Source organism: Mycobacterium sp. ITM-2016-00318, assembly GCF_002968285.2.
In the GTDB taxonomy this organism is placed as follows: Bacteria; Actinomycetota; Actinomycetes; order Mycobacteriales; family Mycobacteriaceae; genus Mycobacterium.
Genome location: NZ_CP134400.1, coordinates 2,840,972 through 2,859,395, shown reverse-complemented (window position 1 = coordinate 2,859,395; position 18,424 = coordinate 2,840,972). Strand labels below are relative to the sequence as shown.

General features: G+C 66.3%; 16 protein-coding genes. 6 read left to right on the top strand and 10 right to left on the bottom strand.

All coding sequences use genetic code 11. The features are described from left to right. Positions 1-6 precede the first annotated feature (6 nt). The 9 genes from C6A82_RS13990 to C6A82_RS13950 are packed head-to-tail and all read right to left on the bottom strand — an operon-like array spanning position 7 to position 10,455. Positions 7-999, bottom strand: coding sequence for an acyl-CoA dehydrogenase family protein (locus C6A82_RS13990; RefSeq protein WP_233216906.1), 993 nt, complete (start codon positions 997-999; stop codon positions 7-9). Next, entirely contained in the window at positions 999-2,165 is a 1,167-nt protein-coding gene (locus tag C6A82_RS13985) for an acyl-CoA dehydrogenase family protein (protein WP_105344780.1), read from the bottom strand. The genes C6A82_RS13990 and C6A82_RS13985 overlap by 1 nt, the downstream gene beginning before the upstream one ends. Next, positions 2,162-3,079, bottom strand: coding sequence for an acyl-CoA dehydrogenase family protein (locus tag C6A82_RS13980; protein WP_105344793.1), 918 nt, complete (start codon positions 3,077-3,079; stop codon positions 2,162-2,164). The genes C6A82_RS13985 and C6A82_RS13980 overlap by 4 nt, the downstream gene beginning before the upstream one ends. A 5-nt stretch (positions 3,080-3,084) precedes the next feature. After that, entirely contained in the window at positions 3,085-4,224 is a 1,140-nt protein-coding gene (locus C6A82_RS13975; protein ID WP_199193756.1) for an acyl-CoA dehydrogenase family protein, read from the bottom strand. A gap of 20 nt (positions 4,225-4,244) precedes the next feature. Further along, positions 4,245-5,414: a CaiB/BaiF CoA-transferase family protein gene (locus tag C6A82_RS13970; protein ID WP_255419227.1), complete on the bottom strand. Its 1,170-nt coding sequence runs from the start codon at positions 5,412-5,414 to the stop codon at positions 4,245-4,247. After that, a complete protein-coding gene (locus C6A82_RS13965; RefSeq protein WP_105344786.1) occupies positions 5,407-6,327 on the bottom strand; it encodes an SDR family NAD(P)-dependent oxidoreductase in 921 nt (306 codons plus the stop codon). Before C6A82_RS13965 ends, C6A82_RS13970 begins: the two co-directional genes overlap by 8 nt. Continuing rightward, positions 6,327-8,177: an NAD(P)/FAD-dependent oxidoreductase gene (locus C6A82_RS13960; protein WP_105344787.1), complete on the bottom strand. Its 1,851-nt coding sequence runs from the start codon at positions 8,175-8,177 to the stop codon at positions 6,327-6,329. Before C6A82_RS13960 ends, C6A82_RS13965 begins: the two co-directional genes overlap by 1 nt. Before the next feature lie 5 nt (positions 8,178-8,182). After that, on the bottom strand, positions 8,183-9,610 hold the full coding sequence (locus tag C6A82_RS13955; protein ID WP_105344788.1) for an SRPBCC family protein: 1,428 nt from the start codon (positions 9,608-9,610) through the stop codon (positions 8,183-8,185). Beyond that, positions 9,610-10,455: an SDR family NAD(P)-dependent oxidoreductase gene (locus tag C6A82_RS13950; protein ID WP_105344790.1), complete on the bottom strand. Its 846-nt coding sequence runs from the start codon at positions 10,453-10,455 to the stop codon at positions 9,610-9,612. The genes C6A82_RS13955 and C6A82_RS13950 overlap by 1 nt, the downstream gene beginning before the upstream one ends. 141 nt (positions 10,456-10,596) lie before the next feature. Between C6A82_RS13950 and C6A82_RS13945 the strand changes: the two genes are divergently transcribed. Genes C6A82_RS13945 through C6A82_RS13925 form a run of 5 tightly spaced genes read left to right on the top strand, consistent with a single transcriptional unit; the run spans position 10,597 to position 16,717 of the window. Then, positions 10,597-12,201 (top strand): SMP-30/gluconolactonase/LRE family protein, encoded by a 1,605-nt coding sequence (locus tag C6A82_RS13945; protein WP_105344792.1) that lies wholly within the window; start codon positions 10,597-10,599, stop codon positions 12,199-12,201. Positions 12,202-12,213: 12 nt separating this feature from the next. After that, entirely contained in the window at positions 12,214-12,948 is a 735-nt protein-coding gene (locus C6A82_RS13940; RefSeq protein WP_105344795.1) for a GntR family transcriptional regulator, read from the top strand. A gap of 4 nt (positions 12,949-12,952) precedes the next feature. Beyond that, entirely contained in the window at positions 12,953-14,476 is a 1,524-nt protein-coding gene (locus tag C6A82_RS13935) for an AMP-binding protein (RefSeq protein WP_311101343.1), read from the top strand. A 1-nt stretch (position 14,477) separates the two neighbouring features. Further along, a complete protein-coding gene (locus C6A82_RS13930; RefSeq protein WP_105342080.1) occupies positions 14,478-15,254 on the top strand; it encodes an SDR family NAD(P)-dependent oxidoreductase in 777 nt (258 codons plus the stop codon). Then, a complete protein-coding gene (locus C6A82_RS13925; protein ID WP_105342086.1) occupies positions 15,251-16,717 on the top strand; it encodes an AMP-binding protein in 1,467 nt (488 codons plus the stop codon). The genes C6A82_RS13930 and C6A82_RS13925 overlap by 4 nt, the downstream gene beginning before the upstream one ends. On the opposite strand, the gene C6A82_RS13920 is transcribed toward C6A82_RS13925, so the two are convergent. Continuing rightward, on the bottom strand, positions 16,718-17,689 hold the full coding sequence (locus C6A82_RS13920; protein ID WP_105342082.1) for an esterase family protein: 972 nt from the start codon (positions 17,687-17,689) through the stop codon (positions 16,718-16,720). It abuts the gene before it with no gap. Between the two features lie 258 nt (positions 17,690-17,947). On the opposite strand from C6A82_RS13920, the gene C6A82_RS13915 reads away from it, so the two are divergent. Continuing rightward, positions 17,948-18,379, top strand: a complete 432-nt coding sequence (locus C6A82_RS13915) for an MmpS family transport accessory protein (protein WP_105342084.1) — start codon at positions 17,948-17,950, stop codon at positions 18,377-18,379. Positions 18,380-18,424 lie beyond the last annotated feature (45 nt).

The window sequence follows — 18,424 nt, the reverse complement described above, 5'->3', positions numbered from 1 at the left end:
CTCCTTCTAAAGGTAGCGTTTTGCGAGCTCTTGACGGTGTGCTGCAGGTGAACCGAACAACGACCGGTTGAGTGCGGCGCGTTTGAGATACACGTGAAGGCCGCTTTCCCACGTGTATCCGATGCCGCCGTGCAACTGCATGGCCTTGCCGGCGATGTCCACGGCTGCGGCGCAGGTATGTGATTTCGCCATCGCGACCGCCACGTCGGCGTCCGGCAGGCGCTCGGTGACGGCGTCGACGGCCGCCGAGACAAGTTGGCGGGAAACCGAAAGGGATGTCAACATGTCCGCGCAGGCGTGTTTTACGGCTTGGAACGAACCGATGGCACGGCCGAACTGGTGTCGCACCTTGACGTACGCGACCGTCGCGGACAGCATCGCCTCCGACAACCCGAGGCTGTCGCACGCGATGGCGACCGCGGCGCGTTCGCGAAGCCGGCGCACCTCGTCCATGGCGTCGCCGGCGAAGCGGAGAACCTCGGTCGCCTCGGAGGTCTTCGCCGACACCGTCGCCAGCCGACGGGTTCCGTCGAGCACCGGCCGGGGTGTCACGGTCGCGTCCGCGACGACGACGCCACCGTCGACCACCACGAGCAGTGTGTCGGCGTCGAGAGCATCGGGCACGAATTCCGCGTGACCGGTGAGCCGGCCGTCGTCGAGGGTGAACCCGTCGACGACGACCGCGGTACGCGCCGTTCCCGACGCGGTGGCACGCAACAGCCGATCGCGAGACTCACTGGGCTGCAACGACGTCAGCACACCGACGCCGAGGACTGCGCCGCCCAGGTAGCTGTTGGCGCTCGCCGCGCGGCCCATCTCCTCGCAGATGACGGCGACTTCGGCGAAGGTGGCGCCGGCCCCGCCGAGGTCCTCCCCCACTTCGAGCCCGGTCCAGCCGGCGTCGGCGAGAACGGCCCAATCGGCGGATCGGTCCTTGGCGAGCAGGTCGCCCGCAACGGACCGCAGCTCGCCGTGGAACTCGTCGAAGTCGTGGGCCATCAGACGGCGCTCGGCTCTCGCGGCAGTTCGAGCCCGCGCTCGGCGATGATGGTCCGCTGGATCTCGCTCGATCCACCGGGAATCGTCCATTCCCACGAGCCGATGAAATCGAGCATCCACGAACCGGATTCCCACCCGCTGCTTGCCGACTTCACCAACGTGGTGTGCGCGTGCAGCCCGCCGACCTCGGCGCCGAAATCCGTCATGCGCTGCAGAAGCTCGCTGTAGAACAGCTTCACGATGGACGCGTCGGCCGGGCCCGTGGTGCCGGCTTCGGCCTGCTCCACGAACCGCCTGCACAATCCCCGCAGACCGGTGACCTCGATGTCGAACTGCGCGAGCCGATCGGCGATCAGCGGATCCGCGGCGTCACACGAGGCCACCAGCCAGCGGAAGCCCGCGTTGCCGAGACGCTCCGCCAGCTCGAGCATCGTCATCCCGCGCTCTGCACCCAGTGTCGCCTGTGCCACCTGCCAGCCAGAGTTCTCGGCGCCGACGAGGTTGGCGGCAGGGATCGAGACATCGTTGAGAAAGACCTCGCAGAAATGCGAATCGCCGATGGCGTTGCGGATGGGCCGCACCTCGACCCCGGGGGTCCTCATGTCCAGCAGGAAGTACGAAATGCCCTTGCGCTTGGGAGCATCGGGGTCGGTGCGGGCCAGCAACAGGCACCAGTCGGCGTGCTTGCCGCCGCTGGCCCACAGTTTCTGGCCGTTGACGACGTAGTTGTCGCCGTCCCTGTGCGCCGTGGTGCGCAGGGACGCAAGGTCGCTTCCCGCCTCCGGTTCGGAGAAGCCCTGTACCCAGATTTCGCCGTCGAGGATGGCGGGCAGGTGTCGGCGCCGCTGCTCGTCGGTGCCGGCGACGATCAAAGTGGACGCGGCATGGTGGATCCCGACGAACGCAAGCACGAGACGGGGTGCGTCGTGAGCCGCCAATTCCTGGTACAACACGATCTGTTCGGCGACAGACATGCCACCGCCCCAGTCGCGCGGCCAATGCGGCACGGCGTAGCCGGCGGCATGCAGCTCAGCGAACCACCACTTCTGAAACCGGACGAATTCCTCGTCGTCGACGTCGGTTTGAGTGGCGCGCCAGTCCGGCGGGATGTGCTCGGCGCACCAGGCCCGCACGGCGGCACGGAACTCCTCGAGATCTGCCGTCACGGGTACAACCCATTCAGACCGGACCTGCCTGCGCGACGGGTCAACTCGTCGCGCGTGGCGGACAACCCGAGCGGAAGCCGGCGCAGCGGCTGGCTGTACCGCGACAACCACGACAGGGTTGTCTCGTCGCAGAACCCGACGGCGCCGTGCAGCTGGTGGCACACCCGGAAGACGATCTCGGCCGCTTCGATCGCCGACATCCGCAGCGCGAGTGCGTCGACAAGCGCTTCCGGCTTACCGGAGGCCGCGCTCCACAGCGCGTATTTGGCCAGGATGTCGAGCCCGCTGCGTTCGACTTCTGCGTCGGTCAGCTGGAACTGCACACCCTGAAACGCGGAGAGCGGCTGACCGAACTGCTTGCGCAGGCTGATGTGCGCGATGGTCAGCTCGATGGCTCTGTCGAGCATGCCGAGCAGCGTCCAGCACGGCAGCACGAGGGCCAGCGCCAGATCGCACGCTCCGTTGCGGTCGGTCTCGGTGAGTTCGAGCGGCGTGACGAACGCCGGTCCTGTGCTGCCATGGCCGACGACTGCGCTCCTGACGCCGTCCAACGTCACTGTCGTCCATTGTGTCTCGACCCCGCCGATTGCCGCCGCGGGTCGCTTCGACGTCACCACGACGAGGCCGTCGGAGTCGAGATCGGTGGGCTTGGCGAGCCGCTCGGCGACCGGATACGGCAGCGCCCAGTAGCCCGCGCTGCGGCACAGCGCCGCCGCGGCTTCCAGTCCGTCGGCATCGGTGCGGGCATCGAGTTCCCATGCACCGAGTTCGTTCAGCGCGGGGCTGACGAGGGCGTCGCGGATGTCGGGTTTGGCTTCGGCCTGCTGGACCAGTTGATCGCCACCGGCGGCTTCGAACGCCCGAAGCGCTTGCCGACCGTACTCTTTGGCGTCTTCGCCCAGATCAAGAATCATCTCGGTCATTTCGCGCCTGCCAACAGTGCACGGGACAGCAGGATGCGCTGCATCTCGATGCTGCCGGACGACACGGTCGAGGCCTGCGAGTATTTCCAGTGATCCTCGACCTCCGCCAGGAACCAGCAGCCTCCGGGATCGTCGGGTGACACCTCGGCGGCGATGTCCATCAACACTTCCGCGCTGTCCTGATCGAGCTTCGTCACCGCGATGCGGTAGGCGGCTGCGTCCCCCGGCTGTATCCGGCCGCTGTTCTGCAGCGACACAACGCGATACGCGAGAAGGCGCGCGCGACGGCAGTGGGTGAGCATTCGGATCCAGCGACCCCGCAACTCGGTGGGTAGCTCCTCCCAGCGATCGCCGAGCACGGATGGCGCCGCGGCCAGCAGCCGTTCGCATCTGGCGTAGCGCGCGATGCCGACACGTTCGAAGGACGTCACCTCCTGGACGATCGACCAACCCTGGTCAACCTCTCCCAGCACGTCGGCCCGGGTCACCCTCAGATCGTCGAAGAACACCTCGTTCAAGTGATGGGGACCCAACATGGCACGAATCGGGCGGACCTGGATTGCCGGATCGTCCATCGGGACAAGGAAGATCGTCAACCCGTGCTGCTTCTTCTCGCCCTTGTGCGTGCGGGCGAGCAGGAAGCACCACTGCGCCATGGTGGCGTAGGACGTCCAGATCTTCTGGCCGCTGATCAGCCAGCCGTCACCGTCCTGGCGGGCGGCGGTGCGCAGGGACGCCAGATCGGAGCCCGCCTCCGGTTCGGAGAAGCCCTGACACCAGATCACCTCGCCACGGGCGATCGGCGGCAGATGCTTACGCTGCTGCTCCTCTGTGCCGTGGCGCATGATGATCGGGCCGACCCAGTTGACGCCCATGTACTGCGCGCCGCGGGGCTCGTGATGGGCCCACATCTCCTCGCGCACCACGGTCTGCTCCCACACCGACGCCCCGCCACCGCCGAACTCCTCCGGCCACGACTGGCACAGCAGGTTCCGATCGGCCAGCGTCCGGCAGAACCGCTGGGCGGTTTCGAGGTCGGCCGGATCGTCGGTGAAGGCACCGAGAAAACCCTCCGGCACTTGCGTTTTGACCAGCTCGCGCAACGTGCCGCGCAATGCAGCGGCCTCGCGGCCCATGTCGAAGTCCACCGGCCTGCCTATCCCGAACCCACGGCGGGCTCGACGTCGGCGAGTCCGAGCTCGCGCAAAACGTCTTCGGTGTCCGCGCCGAGCTCACGGGTCGGACCCGCGATCCTGCCGGGAGTACGCGAGAACCACGTTGGCACACCAGGCATTCTCACCGGTCCCTGCGGCGTTTCCACGGTTTCGAACAGACCGACAGCGTTCAGATGTGGATGGTCGAACAGCGCGTCTGGGGTGTTGATCGGTGCGGCCGGGATCTCCAACTCCCGGAACAGCGCCAACCACTCGTCGGTCGTGCGCTCCAGCATCGTCTGTGCGACAAGCCCGTAAACGGTGTCGATGTCGGTCGCGCGCATCTCCAAGGTCGCGTACACCTCGGTTGCCCACGGCGGTCGCACGGCGTTGACGAACGCGTTCCAGTGCTTGTCGTTGTAGATGAGCGCGGCGATGTGGCCGTCCTTCGTGGGGTATGGCCGCCGGTTGGGCGCGACCGTGCGCGGATACACCGCCGGGCCGAGCGGCGGGTCGAACATCGCTCCGTTCGCGTGTTCGACCAGCATGAACGACGCCATCGTCTCGAACATGGCGACCTCGACCTCCTGGCCCTCGCCGGTCCGCTCGCGGTGGAACAGCGCCATGGTGGTCGCGTAGAGGGCGGTCAGGCCGCCGACCTTGTCGGCCATGATCGTGCCGACATAGTTGGCTTCGCCCGTCAGTTGTTCCTGCACGGCGGGGATTCCGCACTCGGCCTGGATGGTGTCGTCGTAGGCGGGCAGGTCGCGGTAGGGCCCGCGCCTGCCGTACCCGTAGCAGTTGGTGTAAACGATCGACGGGTTGAGCGCAGCGACGTCGTCGTAGCCGAAGCCGAGCTTGGCGATAGCCTTGGACCGCATCGAGTGAATGAACACGTCGGCGGTTTCGATCAGCGCGCGAAGCGCTGTCGCGCCTTCTTCGGTTCGCAGGTCCAGCACGATCGCGCGTTTGCCGCGGTTGACGTTGATGTAGACGCCGCTCATGCCGGGCGCAGGGCCCACCGAGATGTAGCGGGTGTTGTCGCCCGCGGGCGGCTCGACCTTGATCACATCGGCGCCCATGTCGGCCATGATCTGGGTGCAGTAAGGGCCCATCACCATCGCGGTGAGATCGACGACGCGAACGCCGGCCAGCGGACCGTGGCTAGCCACGGACGGCCTGAGACGCCATGCCGAAGCTGTACCGGATGTGGTCGCCGTGCCCGTCGGGTACCACAGGGAAGACGACAGGATCCGACGCATCGCGGATCGCCGCCATGTGCTCGCCGACATCGGCCATGGACCACGACGGGCGATACACCCCCGGCGTTTCCGCGACGACTGCCCGTGCCACCCGGCCTGCCAGGGCTATCAGTATTTCCCCTGTGATGGAGCAGGTTTCGTGCGAGAGCCAGCCCACGACGGGCGACACAAGCTCTGGGCCCATCGGTGGATAGGCCGACGTGTCGATGCCCTCGGCCATCCTGGTTACTGCCGCTGGCACGATGACATTGCTCTTGACGCCCTCGGCGGCACCTTCCATTGCGACGACGTTGGACAGGCCGATCACCCCCGCCTTGGCTATCGCGTAGTTGGCCACTTCGTGGTTCCCGTACAGGCCGCCGATCGACGACGTCAACACGATGCGTCCGTAGCCCGCATCGCACATCAACGGGAACGCCTGCCGCACAACGTGGAAGGCGCCCCGCAGATGGACGTCGAGCACGGCCTCGAAGTCGTCGTAGGACATTGCCTTCAACGACGCTCGGCGAACGTTGCCTGCGTTGTGGATCAGGATGTCGATCCGGCCGTAGCGGTCCAGCGCCGCGTCGACGATCGCCTCGCCGCCAACCGGCGTCGCCACCGAATCGGTGTTGGCGACGGCCTCGCCGCCGGCCGCGGCGATCTCGCGCACCACCTCTTCTGCCGGTCCGACATCGGTTCCGTCGCCGGCGAGGCTGCCGCCGGGATCGTTGACCACGACCTTCGCGCCCTGCGCGGCGAGCAGCATGGCGTACGAGCGGCCCAGTCCCCTGCCGCCGCCGGTGACGACGGCGACCCGGTCGTCGAATCGCAAGTCAGGCATTATTTTCCGAGCACGAGACCGTCGAGGTCACCCTTGGCTCGCCATTCGGTCAGCAGTTCGTCGAACGCGTAGAAACCCGGCATGTAGTAATCGCCGAGAAACGACCGGACGCCTTCGCCGAAACCGCGGCCCTCGTTGTTGTAATAGCCCGGAGTGCAGGAGAGATCGAACGCTGAGGTGTCCATCGCGACCTCCTTGATGGTGGCGCGCCACGCTTCCTGAGCCTGGATGCTCGGCTCGACGGTCGTCGCCCTCCGCTTCACCGCCTCGGCGATGATGTAGGCGATGTGCTCGGCCTGCTGCTCGAACATCGCGGTCGTGTTGGCGGAGACGCCACCCTGGATGAATCCCGTGTGGAACTGGTTGGGGAACCCGTGGCTGGTCATGCCGTGCAGCGTCTTGTAGCCGTCGCGCCAGTGGTCGAAGAGTGAGAGCCCGTCGCGGCCTTCGATGGCCTCCATCGCGTATCGCCTGCTGATCTCGGTCGAGATCTCGAAGCCGCTGGCGAAGATCACGCAATCGACTTCGTACTCGACGCCGTTGGCGACGATGCCCTTCTCGGTCAGACGCTCCACTCCCTTGCACTCCGCCACGTCGACAAGCGTGACGTTGGAGCGGTTGAACGTCGGCAGATATTCGTCACTACTGCAGGGCCGCTTGCACAAGAAGTGGTAATAGGGCTTGAGCGCCTCCGCGGTCTGCGTGTCTTCGACGATGGCTTCGACGCGCCGCCGGAGCCGCTCCATGACCTTGAACTGTTCTTCCTCGCGCATCGCCATGATCTCTTCGACGCCAAGCGAAGCCGGATCCTCGGACGCGGCGACCCGCGCGGTCAGGTTGCGGCCCAGCTCGGTCCAGAAGTCGCAGACCTGATCCTCCGCATCGAAGATCACCCCTTCGCCGAACGGTGACCAGCGATGGAAGTTGCGTTTTCGTTCCTCCTGCCAGCCAGGCGAGAGAGAGGCCGCCCATTGCGGGTCCGTCGGCTCGTTCCCGCGCATGTCCACCGACGACGGGGTGCGCTGGAACACGTACAGATGCTTCGCGTCCCGGCCGAGGTGCGGTACCAGCTGCACGCCTGTGGCGCCGGTCCCGACGAGCGCGACGCGCTTGTCAGCCAGCTTGTGCAGACTTCCGCCTGCGTCCCCACCGGTGTAGTCGTAATCCCACCGCGCCGAGTGGAAGACGTGGCCTTTGAAGTCCTTGATGCCGGGGACGCCGGGCAGTTTGGGCCGGTTGTAGGAGCCCTGGGTCATCACCACGAAGCGCGCACGGATGTCGTCGCCGCGGTTGGTGGTCAATCGCCAGCGGTTGATCTCGTCGTCCCAGACCACGGCCTGCACCTGCGTGGAGAAGATCGCGCCGTCGTACAGCCCGAAATGCTTGCCGATCCGTTTGCAGTGCTCGAAAATCTCGGCGCCGTCGGCGAATTTCTTCGACGGAACGAAGTCCAGCTCCTCCAGCAGCGGGATGTAGCAGTACGCGTCGTTGTCGCACTGGATTCCTGGGAACCGGTTCCAGTACCACACACCGCCGAAGTCGCCGCCCATCTCGATGACGTGAACGTCGTCGACACCGGCCTTCTTGAGGTAGGCCCCCGCAAGCAGGCCGGCGATGCCCCCGCCGAGGACGGCCACCTCGACGTCCTCGTTGATCGGGGTGCGGGGTGTCACGGGGATGTACGGATCGACTTCGGCGAACTCCGCGAAGTCGTCCTTGAGTTCCAGGTATTGCGCGGCACCGTCTGTCCGCAGCCGCTTTTCACGCTCGTGGGCGTACTTTTCCCGCAGCGCGTCGATGTCGATGTCATCGGGCGTCTGAGTCGGTCCGCATGTGTCGAACAAGGTCATTTGTCTCACAACTCCTGAGGTTCGCCGGTGCCCATGTACTTGGCCAGCTGGGTGTGCAGGTTGACGGTGCTGCGTTCGCGATACGGGTTGGGCTTGGTGCCGGGGAAGCCGAGCGACTTCATCCCCTGCTGCACCGCGGCCATGTTCGAGAAGTCCTGCGGCAACACCGAAAGCCAATTGGGGCTGTCCTTCGGCGTGTACTGCCATTCTGTCTGCGGCTCTTGGCCTTTCGGGTAGAGCTCGAAGACGGCAACCTCGAAGATGCACTTGTTCGGGTCGTAGCCGGGGTCGGGGCGCGCGCAGTAGCACAGCGCACTCGTCAGGCCCTGACCGATCTGAAAGTTCGGGAAGAGCTGCCATGCGGTCCCGCTCTGGCCGAGGATGTCGGCCGGGATGGTCGGCCAGATCACCCCGCGGGCCTCGTCGTCGCGGCGCGCCGAGGCGAGCCAGTGCGCAAGCACCTTGTCGGCGGGTGTGCCTTCCGGCAGTTCGTCGACGAGTCGCTTTGCGGCATTCACCAGCGTCTCGGTGGTGGTGGCGTTGGTCTGCTCCCAGGTGTACATCTGCATCTCCGCGGTGGAGACGCGCGGGTCGTCGCCCGTGCCGAGCCGGATCTTGGACTTGGTCTCGTCCATACCTTTCGGCGCGTCGTAGCCGATGTTGCTGTGCCTACCCTGCGCCTTGGCCCAGCCCTTGAACTCGCCGAACTTGTTGAACTCCGGGTGGGTGGTGAACACGTGGTAGGTCTCGTTGAAGGCCTCCATCGCCACTTTCCAGTTGCAGTCGAACTTCAGCCATTTGCGCCACTTGTAGCGCATGTTCTCCAGCCCGAACGGATCGAGGATCTTCGCTGCGGGGAACAGATAGTCGGCGAGAGGTTCGCATTCGGGGTCCATGTTGACGAAAAGCCAACCGCCCCAGGTGTCGACCTGCACCGGGGCCAAATGGGTGTTCTCGGGGGTCAGCGCGCCCTTCCAGTCGTCCTGCTCGCGGATATGGGTGCACGCACCGTCAAGGCCGTAGGTCCAGCCATGGAACCCGCAGACGAACGATCTACGTGTCTGTGCGCACGCGTTCTTTGCGCCTTCCGGGGTGTCGATCAACCGCCTGCCCCGGTGCATGCACACGTTGTGGTGCGCAGAGAAGGATGAGGACGAGTTCCCTGTTTTTGTGCGCACGACGATGATGGAGTCGTCGAGGATGTCGTAGGTGAGGTAGCTGCCCACCTCGGGGATCTCCTCGATCCGGCCCACCTGCTGCCACACCTTGCGCCACAGCTTCTCGCGCTCGGCGCGGGCATATTCGGGGGATGTGTAGGCCTCGGTGCTGATGGTCATGGGATCCGACAGGTCTTCGGCGATCTGGCCCGTCGAGTCGTCGTCGTCGGCTTCGACCTCGATCGCGGCGTCGAGGTCGGATTCGGTGTGCGTCATCACATCTCCTTGATCGCTGCCCTGAAGGACTCGTCCTTCAGGAACAACGACGTGTTGTCGGCGCCGAGGTGGGTCCACCGCAGGTTCAGTCCGCCGTCGACGAGCAGCGTCTGGCCGGTGATGTAGCTCGACAGGTCGGAGAGGAGGAACAAAATCGCCCCCGCCTGCTCCTCCGGCCTGCCGCGCCTGCCCATCGCGATGGCCTGGCGGTCTCGGTCGGGATTGTCGTCGGTATAGGTGCGCGAGGCGGCGGTTTCGGTCACGCCGGGGGCCACCGCGTTGACTCGGATGCCGTCCTGCGCCAGCTCGGCCGCCATCGTGCGGGTCATCGCCACGACCGCGGCCTTGGCGGTTCCGTAGGCGATGTGGAACGGGGCGGTGTTCATCCCGCTGATCGACGAGATGGACACGATCGATCCGGGCTTTTTCTGCGTTCGGATCTCGGCCGCTACCGCCTGACTCATGAAGAACGCGGTCTCGAGGTTCGCGGTGAACAGCGCCCGCCAGTCGTCGCGGTTCACGCGCGTGGACGGCATCCACGTCGACGGTTCGGCGCCGCCCGCGACGTTCACGAGCCCGTAGAGATCGCCGTCGGTATTGCGCACGCGGTCGAGGACGGCGGCTATCCCCTCGTCGGTGGACGCATCGGCGGCCACGGGCACTACCGAGAGCCCCCGCTCGCCCAAGGGCGCGATGTGCTGGTCGAGGTTCTCCGCCGACCGGCTCACCGCGACGACGGTCGCGCCCGCTTCCGCGGCCATGCGGGTAACGGTCGTGCCGATGCCGCCGCCCCCGGCCCCGGAGACGATCACGACGCGGCCGGCGAGTTTCAGGAGGTCGCTCATCGTGCTAATTGTCCGGACAACATACGGTGCTCTGCATATTGCAGAACACTATTCCGCAGCCATAATCCGACCGTCAAGGGCTGACGTCCCCAAAGGAACGCTATTGTCTGGACTATTCGAGCTTGATAACGTCTCCAGGCCATGAGCACGTCGCATACCGACGCCCGCTACCGGGCGCCCGCGCCGAAAGTCGCCGAAGGCTGGCGGTTCGAGCGGCTCACCGCGCCCAGTCGGCTCTTCGGCGCCAACGGCCTGCGCACCGGCCCGGACGGTCGCGTCTACATCGCCCAGGTGACAGGCAGCCAGATCAGTGCACTGGATGTCGGCACCGGCCGTCTCGAGACCGTCAGCGCCAAGGGGGGCGACATCGTCGCACCCGACGACGTGGCGTTCGGTCCCGACGGTGACCTGTACGCCACCGAGGTGATGGACGGTCGGGTGAGCGCGCTGGGCAAGGATGGCCGCAGCCGCGTGCTCCGCGCCGACCTGCCCTGCGCGAACGGCATCACTGTGCATCAGGGTCGGCTGTTCATCAACGAGTGCCGAGATGGCGGACGGCTGATGGAACTCGACCGGGCCACCGGCGCCCAGCGGATCCTCCTGGAGAACCTGCCGTCGCCCAACGCCATGGAGGTCGGGCCCGACGGGCTGCTCTACTACCCGCTGATGACCGCGAACGAGATCTGGCGCATCGACCTCGACGGCGGCGAGCCGCAGCGGGTGGCCGCGGATCTCGGCGTGCCCGACGCGGTGAAGTTCGACTCGGACGGCTACATCGTCTCCACCCAGGTCGCCAGCGGGCAGGTCCTTCGCATCGATCCGCGCAGCGGCGAACAGACCGTGCTGGCGCAGCTGAGCCCCGGTCTGGACAATCTCGCGACCGTCGACGGCCGGTTGTTCGTCTCGAACTTCACCGGCGAGATAACCGAGATAAAGCGCGGCGGCGAAACCAGGACCGTGCTGGCCGGCGGGCTGAACTGGCCACTGGACCTGACCGTTGGTGACGACGGCAGACTCTATGTCGCCGACGGCACCTACTTCTACGTGGTGACACCCGACGGCTCGCTGCAGACGGTCGGAATGTTGTTCTCCCCTGGCTATCCCGGCTTCCTGCGAGGACTGGCGCCCGCGGGTGGCGGCGAGTTCGTCGTGACCACATCGGGCGGCCAGGTCGCCCGGTACCGCCCCGCGGCGAACGAAACCGACTACTTGGCAGCAGACTTCGACCAGCTCTACGGCGTGGCGATCGGCCAGCACGGTGAGATCGTGTTCGCCGAACTGGGCACTGGAAGCGTTCACGTGTTGCGATCGGGCAGTTTCGAGACACTGGCCTCCGGCCTCGCCGATCCTGTCGGCGTCACCTTCGACGGACGAAGCGTGCTGGTCGCTGAGTCGGCGGCGGGCCGGGTGGTCAGGGTCACCGGTTCCGGTTCCGGTTCCGACGTGGTGGTCGACGGCTTGCAGAAGCCACAAGGCATCCTGGTGCGCGACGGGCAGCTCTACATCGTCGACGCGGGCTCAAAAGAGCTCGTCTCTTTCGACTTGACCAGCAAGACGCGCACCACGATCGCCGCCGGATTGCCGGTCGGCCCTCCTGCCGGCGTCGAACCGAAGCCGCTCAAGGGCATGCCCCCCTTCTCCGGCCCCCAGGGACCGTTCGCCGGGATCGCGGCGGGCCCCGACGGGTCGCTCTACGTGTCGGCCGACGGCGACGGCAGCGTCGTCGCGCTGCGCCGCAGCACCTGAGGGATGTCGCCGATGACCGAGACCTCCCCCGTGGACCACCGCTACATTCAGGTGGCTCGCGCACTGCGCAAGGACATCGTGGACGGTGTATATCCGGTTGGTTCGCAGTTGCCCACCGAATACGAACTTTCTGAACGGTTTTCGGTAAGCCGCTACACCGTGCGGGAGGCGCTGCGGCGGCTCCGCGAGGACAACCTCGTCTCGTCGCGTCCCCGTACGGGGACGCTCGTCGTACCGCGGTCGACGTCGGACGCCTACGACGTGATGTCGATCAACGATCTGGTGGCCTTCGCCACCGAGGCCCGCTTCGCGATCGACTCGATCAACATGGTCGCCTTGGACGAGGAGGTGGCCGCCCGAACCGGGCTCGGCAGCGGCGAGCAGTGGCTGGCCGTGCGCGGCTACCGGCGATCCGAAGGCGCCGAGTTCACGCTGTGCCGAACGGAGTACTACATCAACCGCGCCTTCGCCGCGGTCGGCAGGCTGCTGCAGCGCCACACCGGACCAATCTTCCCGTTGCTCGAGGACCTCTTCGGCGTGAGCATCGTCGAGGTGAAGCAGGAGATCGCCGCGGTGCTGATCGCACCGGACCTCGCTGACGAGCTCGTGACGGAGCCCGGCTCGCCCGCGCTGGAGGTGCAGCGCACCTACAAGACCTCCGATGGCGAGATAGCGCAGGTCACGGTCAACACCCACCCCGCGTCGCGGTTCCGGCACTCGATGACCATGCGGCGGGTCAGAGGTTAGCGCCGTGCCGACGCTGGCCGATTCTCTGGCCGAAGCCTCACGGATCACGCCCGGACGGGTGCTGTTGGTCGACGGCAACACCTGGATGACCTGCAAGTCGCTCTTCGCCCAGGCAAGCGCGGTCGCACAGGCCCTGATGTCGCGGATGCCTGCAGGCAGCGTCGTGTCGTTCATGCTGCCGAACTGGCACGAGGCCGCCGTCGTCTATCTGGCGGCGACGATGGCGGGTGTCGCCGTCAACCCGATCCTGCCGTCGCTGCGAGACCATGAGCTGGCGTTCATCCTCGCCGACGTCGACAGCCGAATGATATTTGTGCCGAGCGTTTTCCGGCAGCACGACTATCTCGCGATGCTCGATCGTGTAACGGCGCAGCTGGGAAACCCGCCCGAGGTCGTCGCGGTCCGTGGTGAACCCGGCCACCACACCGCCTTCCCCACACTGCTCGAAGAACGGGCGAACTCGGAGCCACCCACCGTCGATTCGTCGGCCGTACGGATGATCCTCTATACATCGGGCACCACCGGCCGCCCGAAAGGTGTTCTGCACAGCCATGATTCGATCCATGCCCTGATCTGCCAGCTCAGGGAAAACTGGCTGATCGATCCCGGCGACAAATTCCTTGTGCCATCGCCGATCGCGCACATCGGCGGCTCCATCTACGCCTTCGAGTGCCCGCTTCTGCTCGGCACGACCGCAGTGCTGATGGACCGGTGGGATCCCGACGAGGCGGTGTCGCTGATGGTTTCAGAGCGCTGCACGCACATGGCGGGTGCCACTCCGTTCCTGGAAGGCTTGCTCGCCGCGGCCGAGCGGGCCGACACCCGACTACCCGATCTCAAGGTGTTCATCTGCGGCGGGGCCTCGGTTCCACCGTCGCTGATCCGCCGGGCGACAGCGTATTTCGACCGTGCGATGGTGACGCGGGTGTACGGGTCCACGGAGGTGCCCGTCACGACCGTCGGTTCGCCGACCGATCCGGAGCACGCCGCCGACACCGACGGGCGGCCGGGTATCGCGACGGTCAAGCTCGTCGCGCGCGACGCCGCGCCCGCCGGATCGGGAGAGATCTGCGCCCGCGGCCCGCAGATGCTCGTCGGTTACCGAAACCCGGAGGACGAACGGGACGCGTTCGACGAGGAGGGCTATTTCCGCACAGGCGATCTCGCGCAGTGGGTGGACGACGATTACCTCGTGGTGACCGGCCGGGCCAAGGACATCATCATCCGCAGCGGCGAGAACATCGCGCCCAAGGAGATCGAGGACATCCTCGGCGGGCACCCCGGGATCGCCGAAATCGCAATCGTCGGGATCCCCGACTCCAGAACCGGTGAACGGGCGTGCGCCGTCATCGTGCCCACGGTGTCCCCCGCGCCCGACGTCGAGAGCATTCGGGACTTCCTTGCCGACTACGGAGTCGCCAGGTTCAAGGCGCCCGAACACGTCGTCATCGCCGAAAGCCTGCCGAAGAACGACGCGGGCAAGGTACTCAAGCATCAGATCCGGGCGGAACTGGCGAAGGTGGATTGACATGCAGGTAGCGATAGTGACCGGCGCGAGCAGCGGCATCGGGTTCGCCTGTGCGACCAAACTCGCCGCGGCGGGAATGGCCGTCGTCGGCGCGGGCCGCGACGAAGACAGGCTCGCCGGCCTGGAGAAGGAGATCGGCGATCCCGACCGGGTGGCGACCATAGCCGTCGACCTGACCGCGGACGACGCACCTGCTCGCATCGTCGACCTCGCTGTGCAGCGTTGGGGTCGCATCGACTTCCTGATCAACAATGCGGGCGTCGGCAGCCCGAAGCCGCTGCACGAAACCGATGACGACTCGCTGGACTATTTTCTGGGGTTGATGTTGCGCGCGCCGTTCCGGCTGGCGCGTGACGTGATCCCGCACATGGCGCCCGGCTCGGGAATCGTCAACATCACCTCGACCTTTGCGGTCGTCGGCGGCCTGCGTGGCGGTGCGTATTCGGCGGCGAAGGGCGGTCTGACATCCCTGACTCTGCACATCGCCTGCCAGTACGGACCGCAGGGAATCCGTTGTAACGCAGTGGCGCCGGGGGTGACGCTGACGCCGATGGTGGCCCAGCGGTTGGAGGACGACAGGTTCAAGAAGATCAACACCGAGATGACGCCGTACCCGCGACTCGGCGAAGTGAACGACATAGCCAGCACCGTGGCGTTCCTGTGCTCCGACGGCGCGAGCTTCATCAACGGGCAGACGATCGTCGTCGACGGCGGGTGGAGCTCGACGAAGTACCTCTCGGACTTCGCGCTCAACGCGGAGTGGGTCGCGCGGCAGTGAACGTCTTCGCCCTGCTCGACCAGGCCGCCGCGCGCTTCGGCGACCGGGGTGCTGTGTATCTCGGTGAGCGGCAACTGCTCTCCTGGGCCGAGCTGCGCGATCGGGCGCTGCGACTGGCCAGCTCTTTTCGCGATCTCGGGCGGGGCGCGCGCATCGCCGTCGCCAGCGAGAATCGCCCCGAGATCCTCGAGCTGATGTTCGGTGTGTGGGCGGCCGGGTGCGTCTATGTGCCGGTCAACTACAAGCTGCATCCTCGGGAGATGCGCCAGATACTCGACGATTCCGGCGCCGCACAGGTTTTCGCGTCGCCGAAGATCGCCGCCGAGCTTGCTCCCGTCTCCCCGGCGCCCGTCGAGGCCATCGCCGGCGAGGCCTACGACGCGAGATTCGGTAACGCGCAGGCGACGGCCCCGAGCACCGACCCGGCAGAGCTGGCGTGGCTCTTCTACACCAGCGGCACCACCGGTAGATCCAAGGGCGCAATGCTGTCGCACCGCAATCTGATGGCGATGACGGTGTCGCACCTCGCCGACTTCGACTCGCCCGACGAGAACTGCAGCCTGGTGCACGGCGCACCGATGTCGCACGGATCGGGCCTGTACATTCCGCCGTACGTACTACGCGCGGCCCGCCAGGTGATACCGGCGTCGGCGGCGTTCGAGCCCGACGAATTCCTCGATCTCTGCGAGCACCATCCGGGGTGCAGCGCCTTCCTCGCGCCGACGATGGTGTCGCGGCTGGTGCAGACCGGACGGTCGTGTCCGCGCAACCTGCGGACAGTGGTGTACGGCGGCGGCCCGATGTACGTGGACAGCCTCAAAAGGGCGATGGCCGCGTTCGGCCAGGTCTTCGTTCAGCTCTACGGTCAGGGCGAGGCGCCGATGACGATCACCGGCCTGCGCCGCGCCGACCACATGGATGCCGACGATGCCGTGCTCGGATCGGTCGGGTACGCCAGGTCGGGCGTCGACGTTGCGGTGCTGCGCGACGACGGCAGCCGCGCGTCAACAGGTGAGATCGGGGAGATCGTCTGCCGCGGGGACGTGGTGATGTCCGGCTATTGGAAGAATGCGGAGGCGACCGCCGCGACGCTGCAGAACGGCTGGCTGCACACCGGCGACATGGGTTCGTTCGACGAGCGCGGCTTCCTCACCCTGCGCGACCGCTCGAAGGATGTGGTGATCAGCGGCGGCAGCAACATCTATCCGCGTGAGGTGGAGGAGGCGCTACTTCAACACCCCGGGGTGGCGGAGGCCGGCGTCGTCGGCGCCAAGGACGAGGAGTGGGGCGAAGTCGTCGTCGCGTTCGTCGTCGGCGAGGTCGAACCGGCGGAGTTGGATGCGCATCTGCTCGACCGCATCGCGCGCTTCAAGCGACCAAAGCGGTACGAGTTCATCGACGAGCTGCCGAAGAACAGCTACGGCAAGGTGCTCAAACGCGAACTGCGGGAACGGCTGTCGTAGTCACGCGGCCGGCGTTGCCCCGAGAACTCGCTGCATGTCGGGCTTCATCTGCTGCAGCTGCTGGCCTGAGTAGCCCCAACTGTGAATACCGTCGGGGAAGTTGAACGTCGCGTTGTTGCCGCCCGCGGCGACATAGGCGTCGGCGAAGGCACGGTTGGAGTCGATCGCCATCCCCTCCAGGAAGCCCAGTCCGCCGATCGGCGCGTCCGGGCTCGCCAGCGCGGGGTCGGTCGGTGTGCCGTTGCCGCAGTAGACCCAGAGACGGGTGCCGTTGGCGGCCAGCCTGCCTGCCTGCACGGTCGGATCGTTGCGCGCCCAGGCCGGGTCGCCCTGCGGTCCCCACATCGCCTCGCGACTGAAGCCGCCGTTCCACATCATGGCGATACCGACCTGCCCGGGATCCGCCGAGAGATTGAGGAAACCGGACAGCGACCCGGCGTAGACGAACTGCTGCGGATGGTGGGCGGCGAGCACCAGCGCTGACGATCCGCCCATCGAGAAGCCGACGACGGCGTTTTTCGTCGTGGGCACGCTTCTGCTCGTGGCCAGATATGCGGGCAGCTCCTGGGTCAGGAATGTCTCCCACTTGTAGGTATGAGAGCCGCCGTTGCCGGCGGCGGGACCGTACCAGTCGCTGTAGAAGCTCGACTTGCCCCCGACGGGCATGACGACGGATATCCCCGAGCCCTTGTACCAGTCGAACGCCGCGGTGTTGATGTCCCAGCCGTTGAAGTCGTCGCCGGCTTCCATGCTGTCCAGCAGATACAGGGCGGGCGCGCCCTCGCCGCCGGAGAGGAACTCGACGCGAATGTCGCGGCCCATCGACGACGACGGCACGGAAAGCTGTTCGACCGGAACGCTGGAGAACGCCACCGCCGTCGGCGCGGGAAGGAAACACGTGAGCACGGCGAGGATCGCCGCCACGGTAACCCAGCGCACCGAGCCACCCCGCCCGTTCTGAACGAAGGCCATGCTGCCTCCCGCTAGCCAACCCCGGCCTAGCGGCAGATTACGGCCATGAGCGGCGGATTTGGGCGGATTCGCCAGGTCGGCCATTGCCAGTCACCGTCGGGCGGGACTTCGCGGCAAAGAATTCCGCCAAACATTTGGTCAGCCCGTGCACCAACATAAGTTATATGGACTAAGTTAAGCAGAGGCCAAGTCTACTCAGGAGAGATCGATGGGTTGGGCGGACGTCGCTGCCCCGGTGAACGGGCCGCGAGGTGTGCGGTGCTGAAAGTGCTGCGGCGCTTCTGGGTGCCCGTCCTCATCGTTGCGGTGGTTCTGCTCGGCACCTTCATGGTCGACCGGCTCCGCGGTGTCTTCGGCAAGACCGAGCTCACCCGGCCGGGCGCAGGCCTGGTCAACGACCCCGCGCCGTTCAATCCGAAGGAAGTGCGCTACGAGATCTTCGGCCAGCCCGGGGCGACGGCCACTATCAATTATCTGGATCTGGACGCTCAGCCGCAGAAGGCCCAGAACGTGACGCTGCCCTGGTCGCTGACGTTGACGACCACGGCGCCTGCCGCCAGCCCCAATATCGTCGCGCAGGGCGACGGTGACAGCATCAGCTGCCGGATCACGGTCGACGGTGAGGTGAAGGACGAGAAGACCACCGAAGGCCTCAACGCCCAGACCTTCTGCCTGGTGAAGTCGGCATGAGCGAAGCTTGCGAGCGAATCGAACGCGCAGAATGCGGGAACCGAG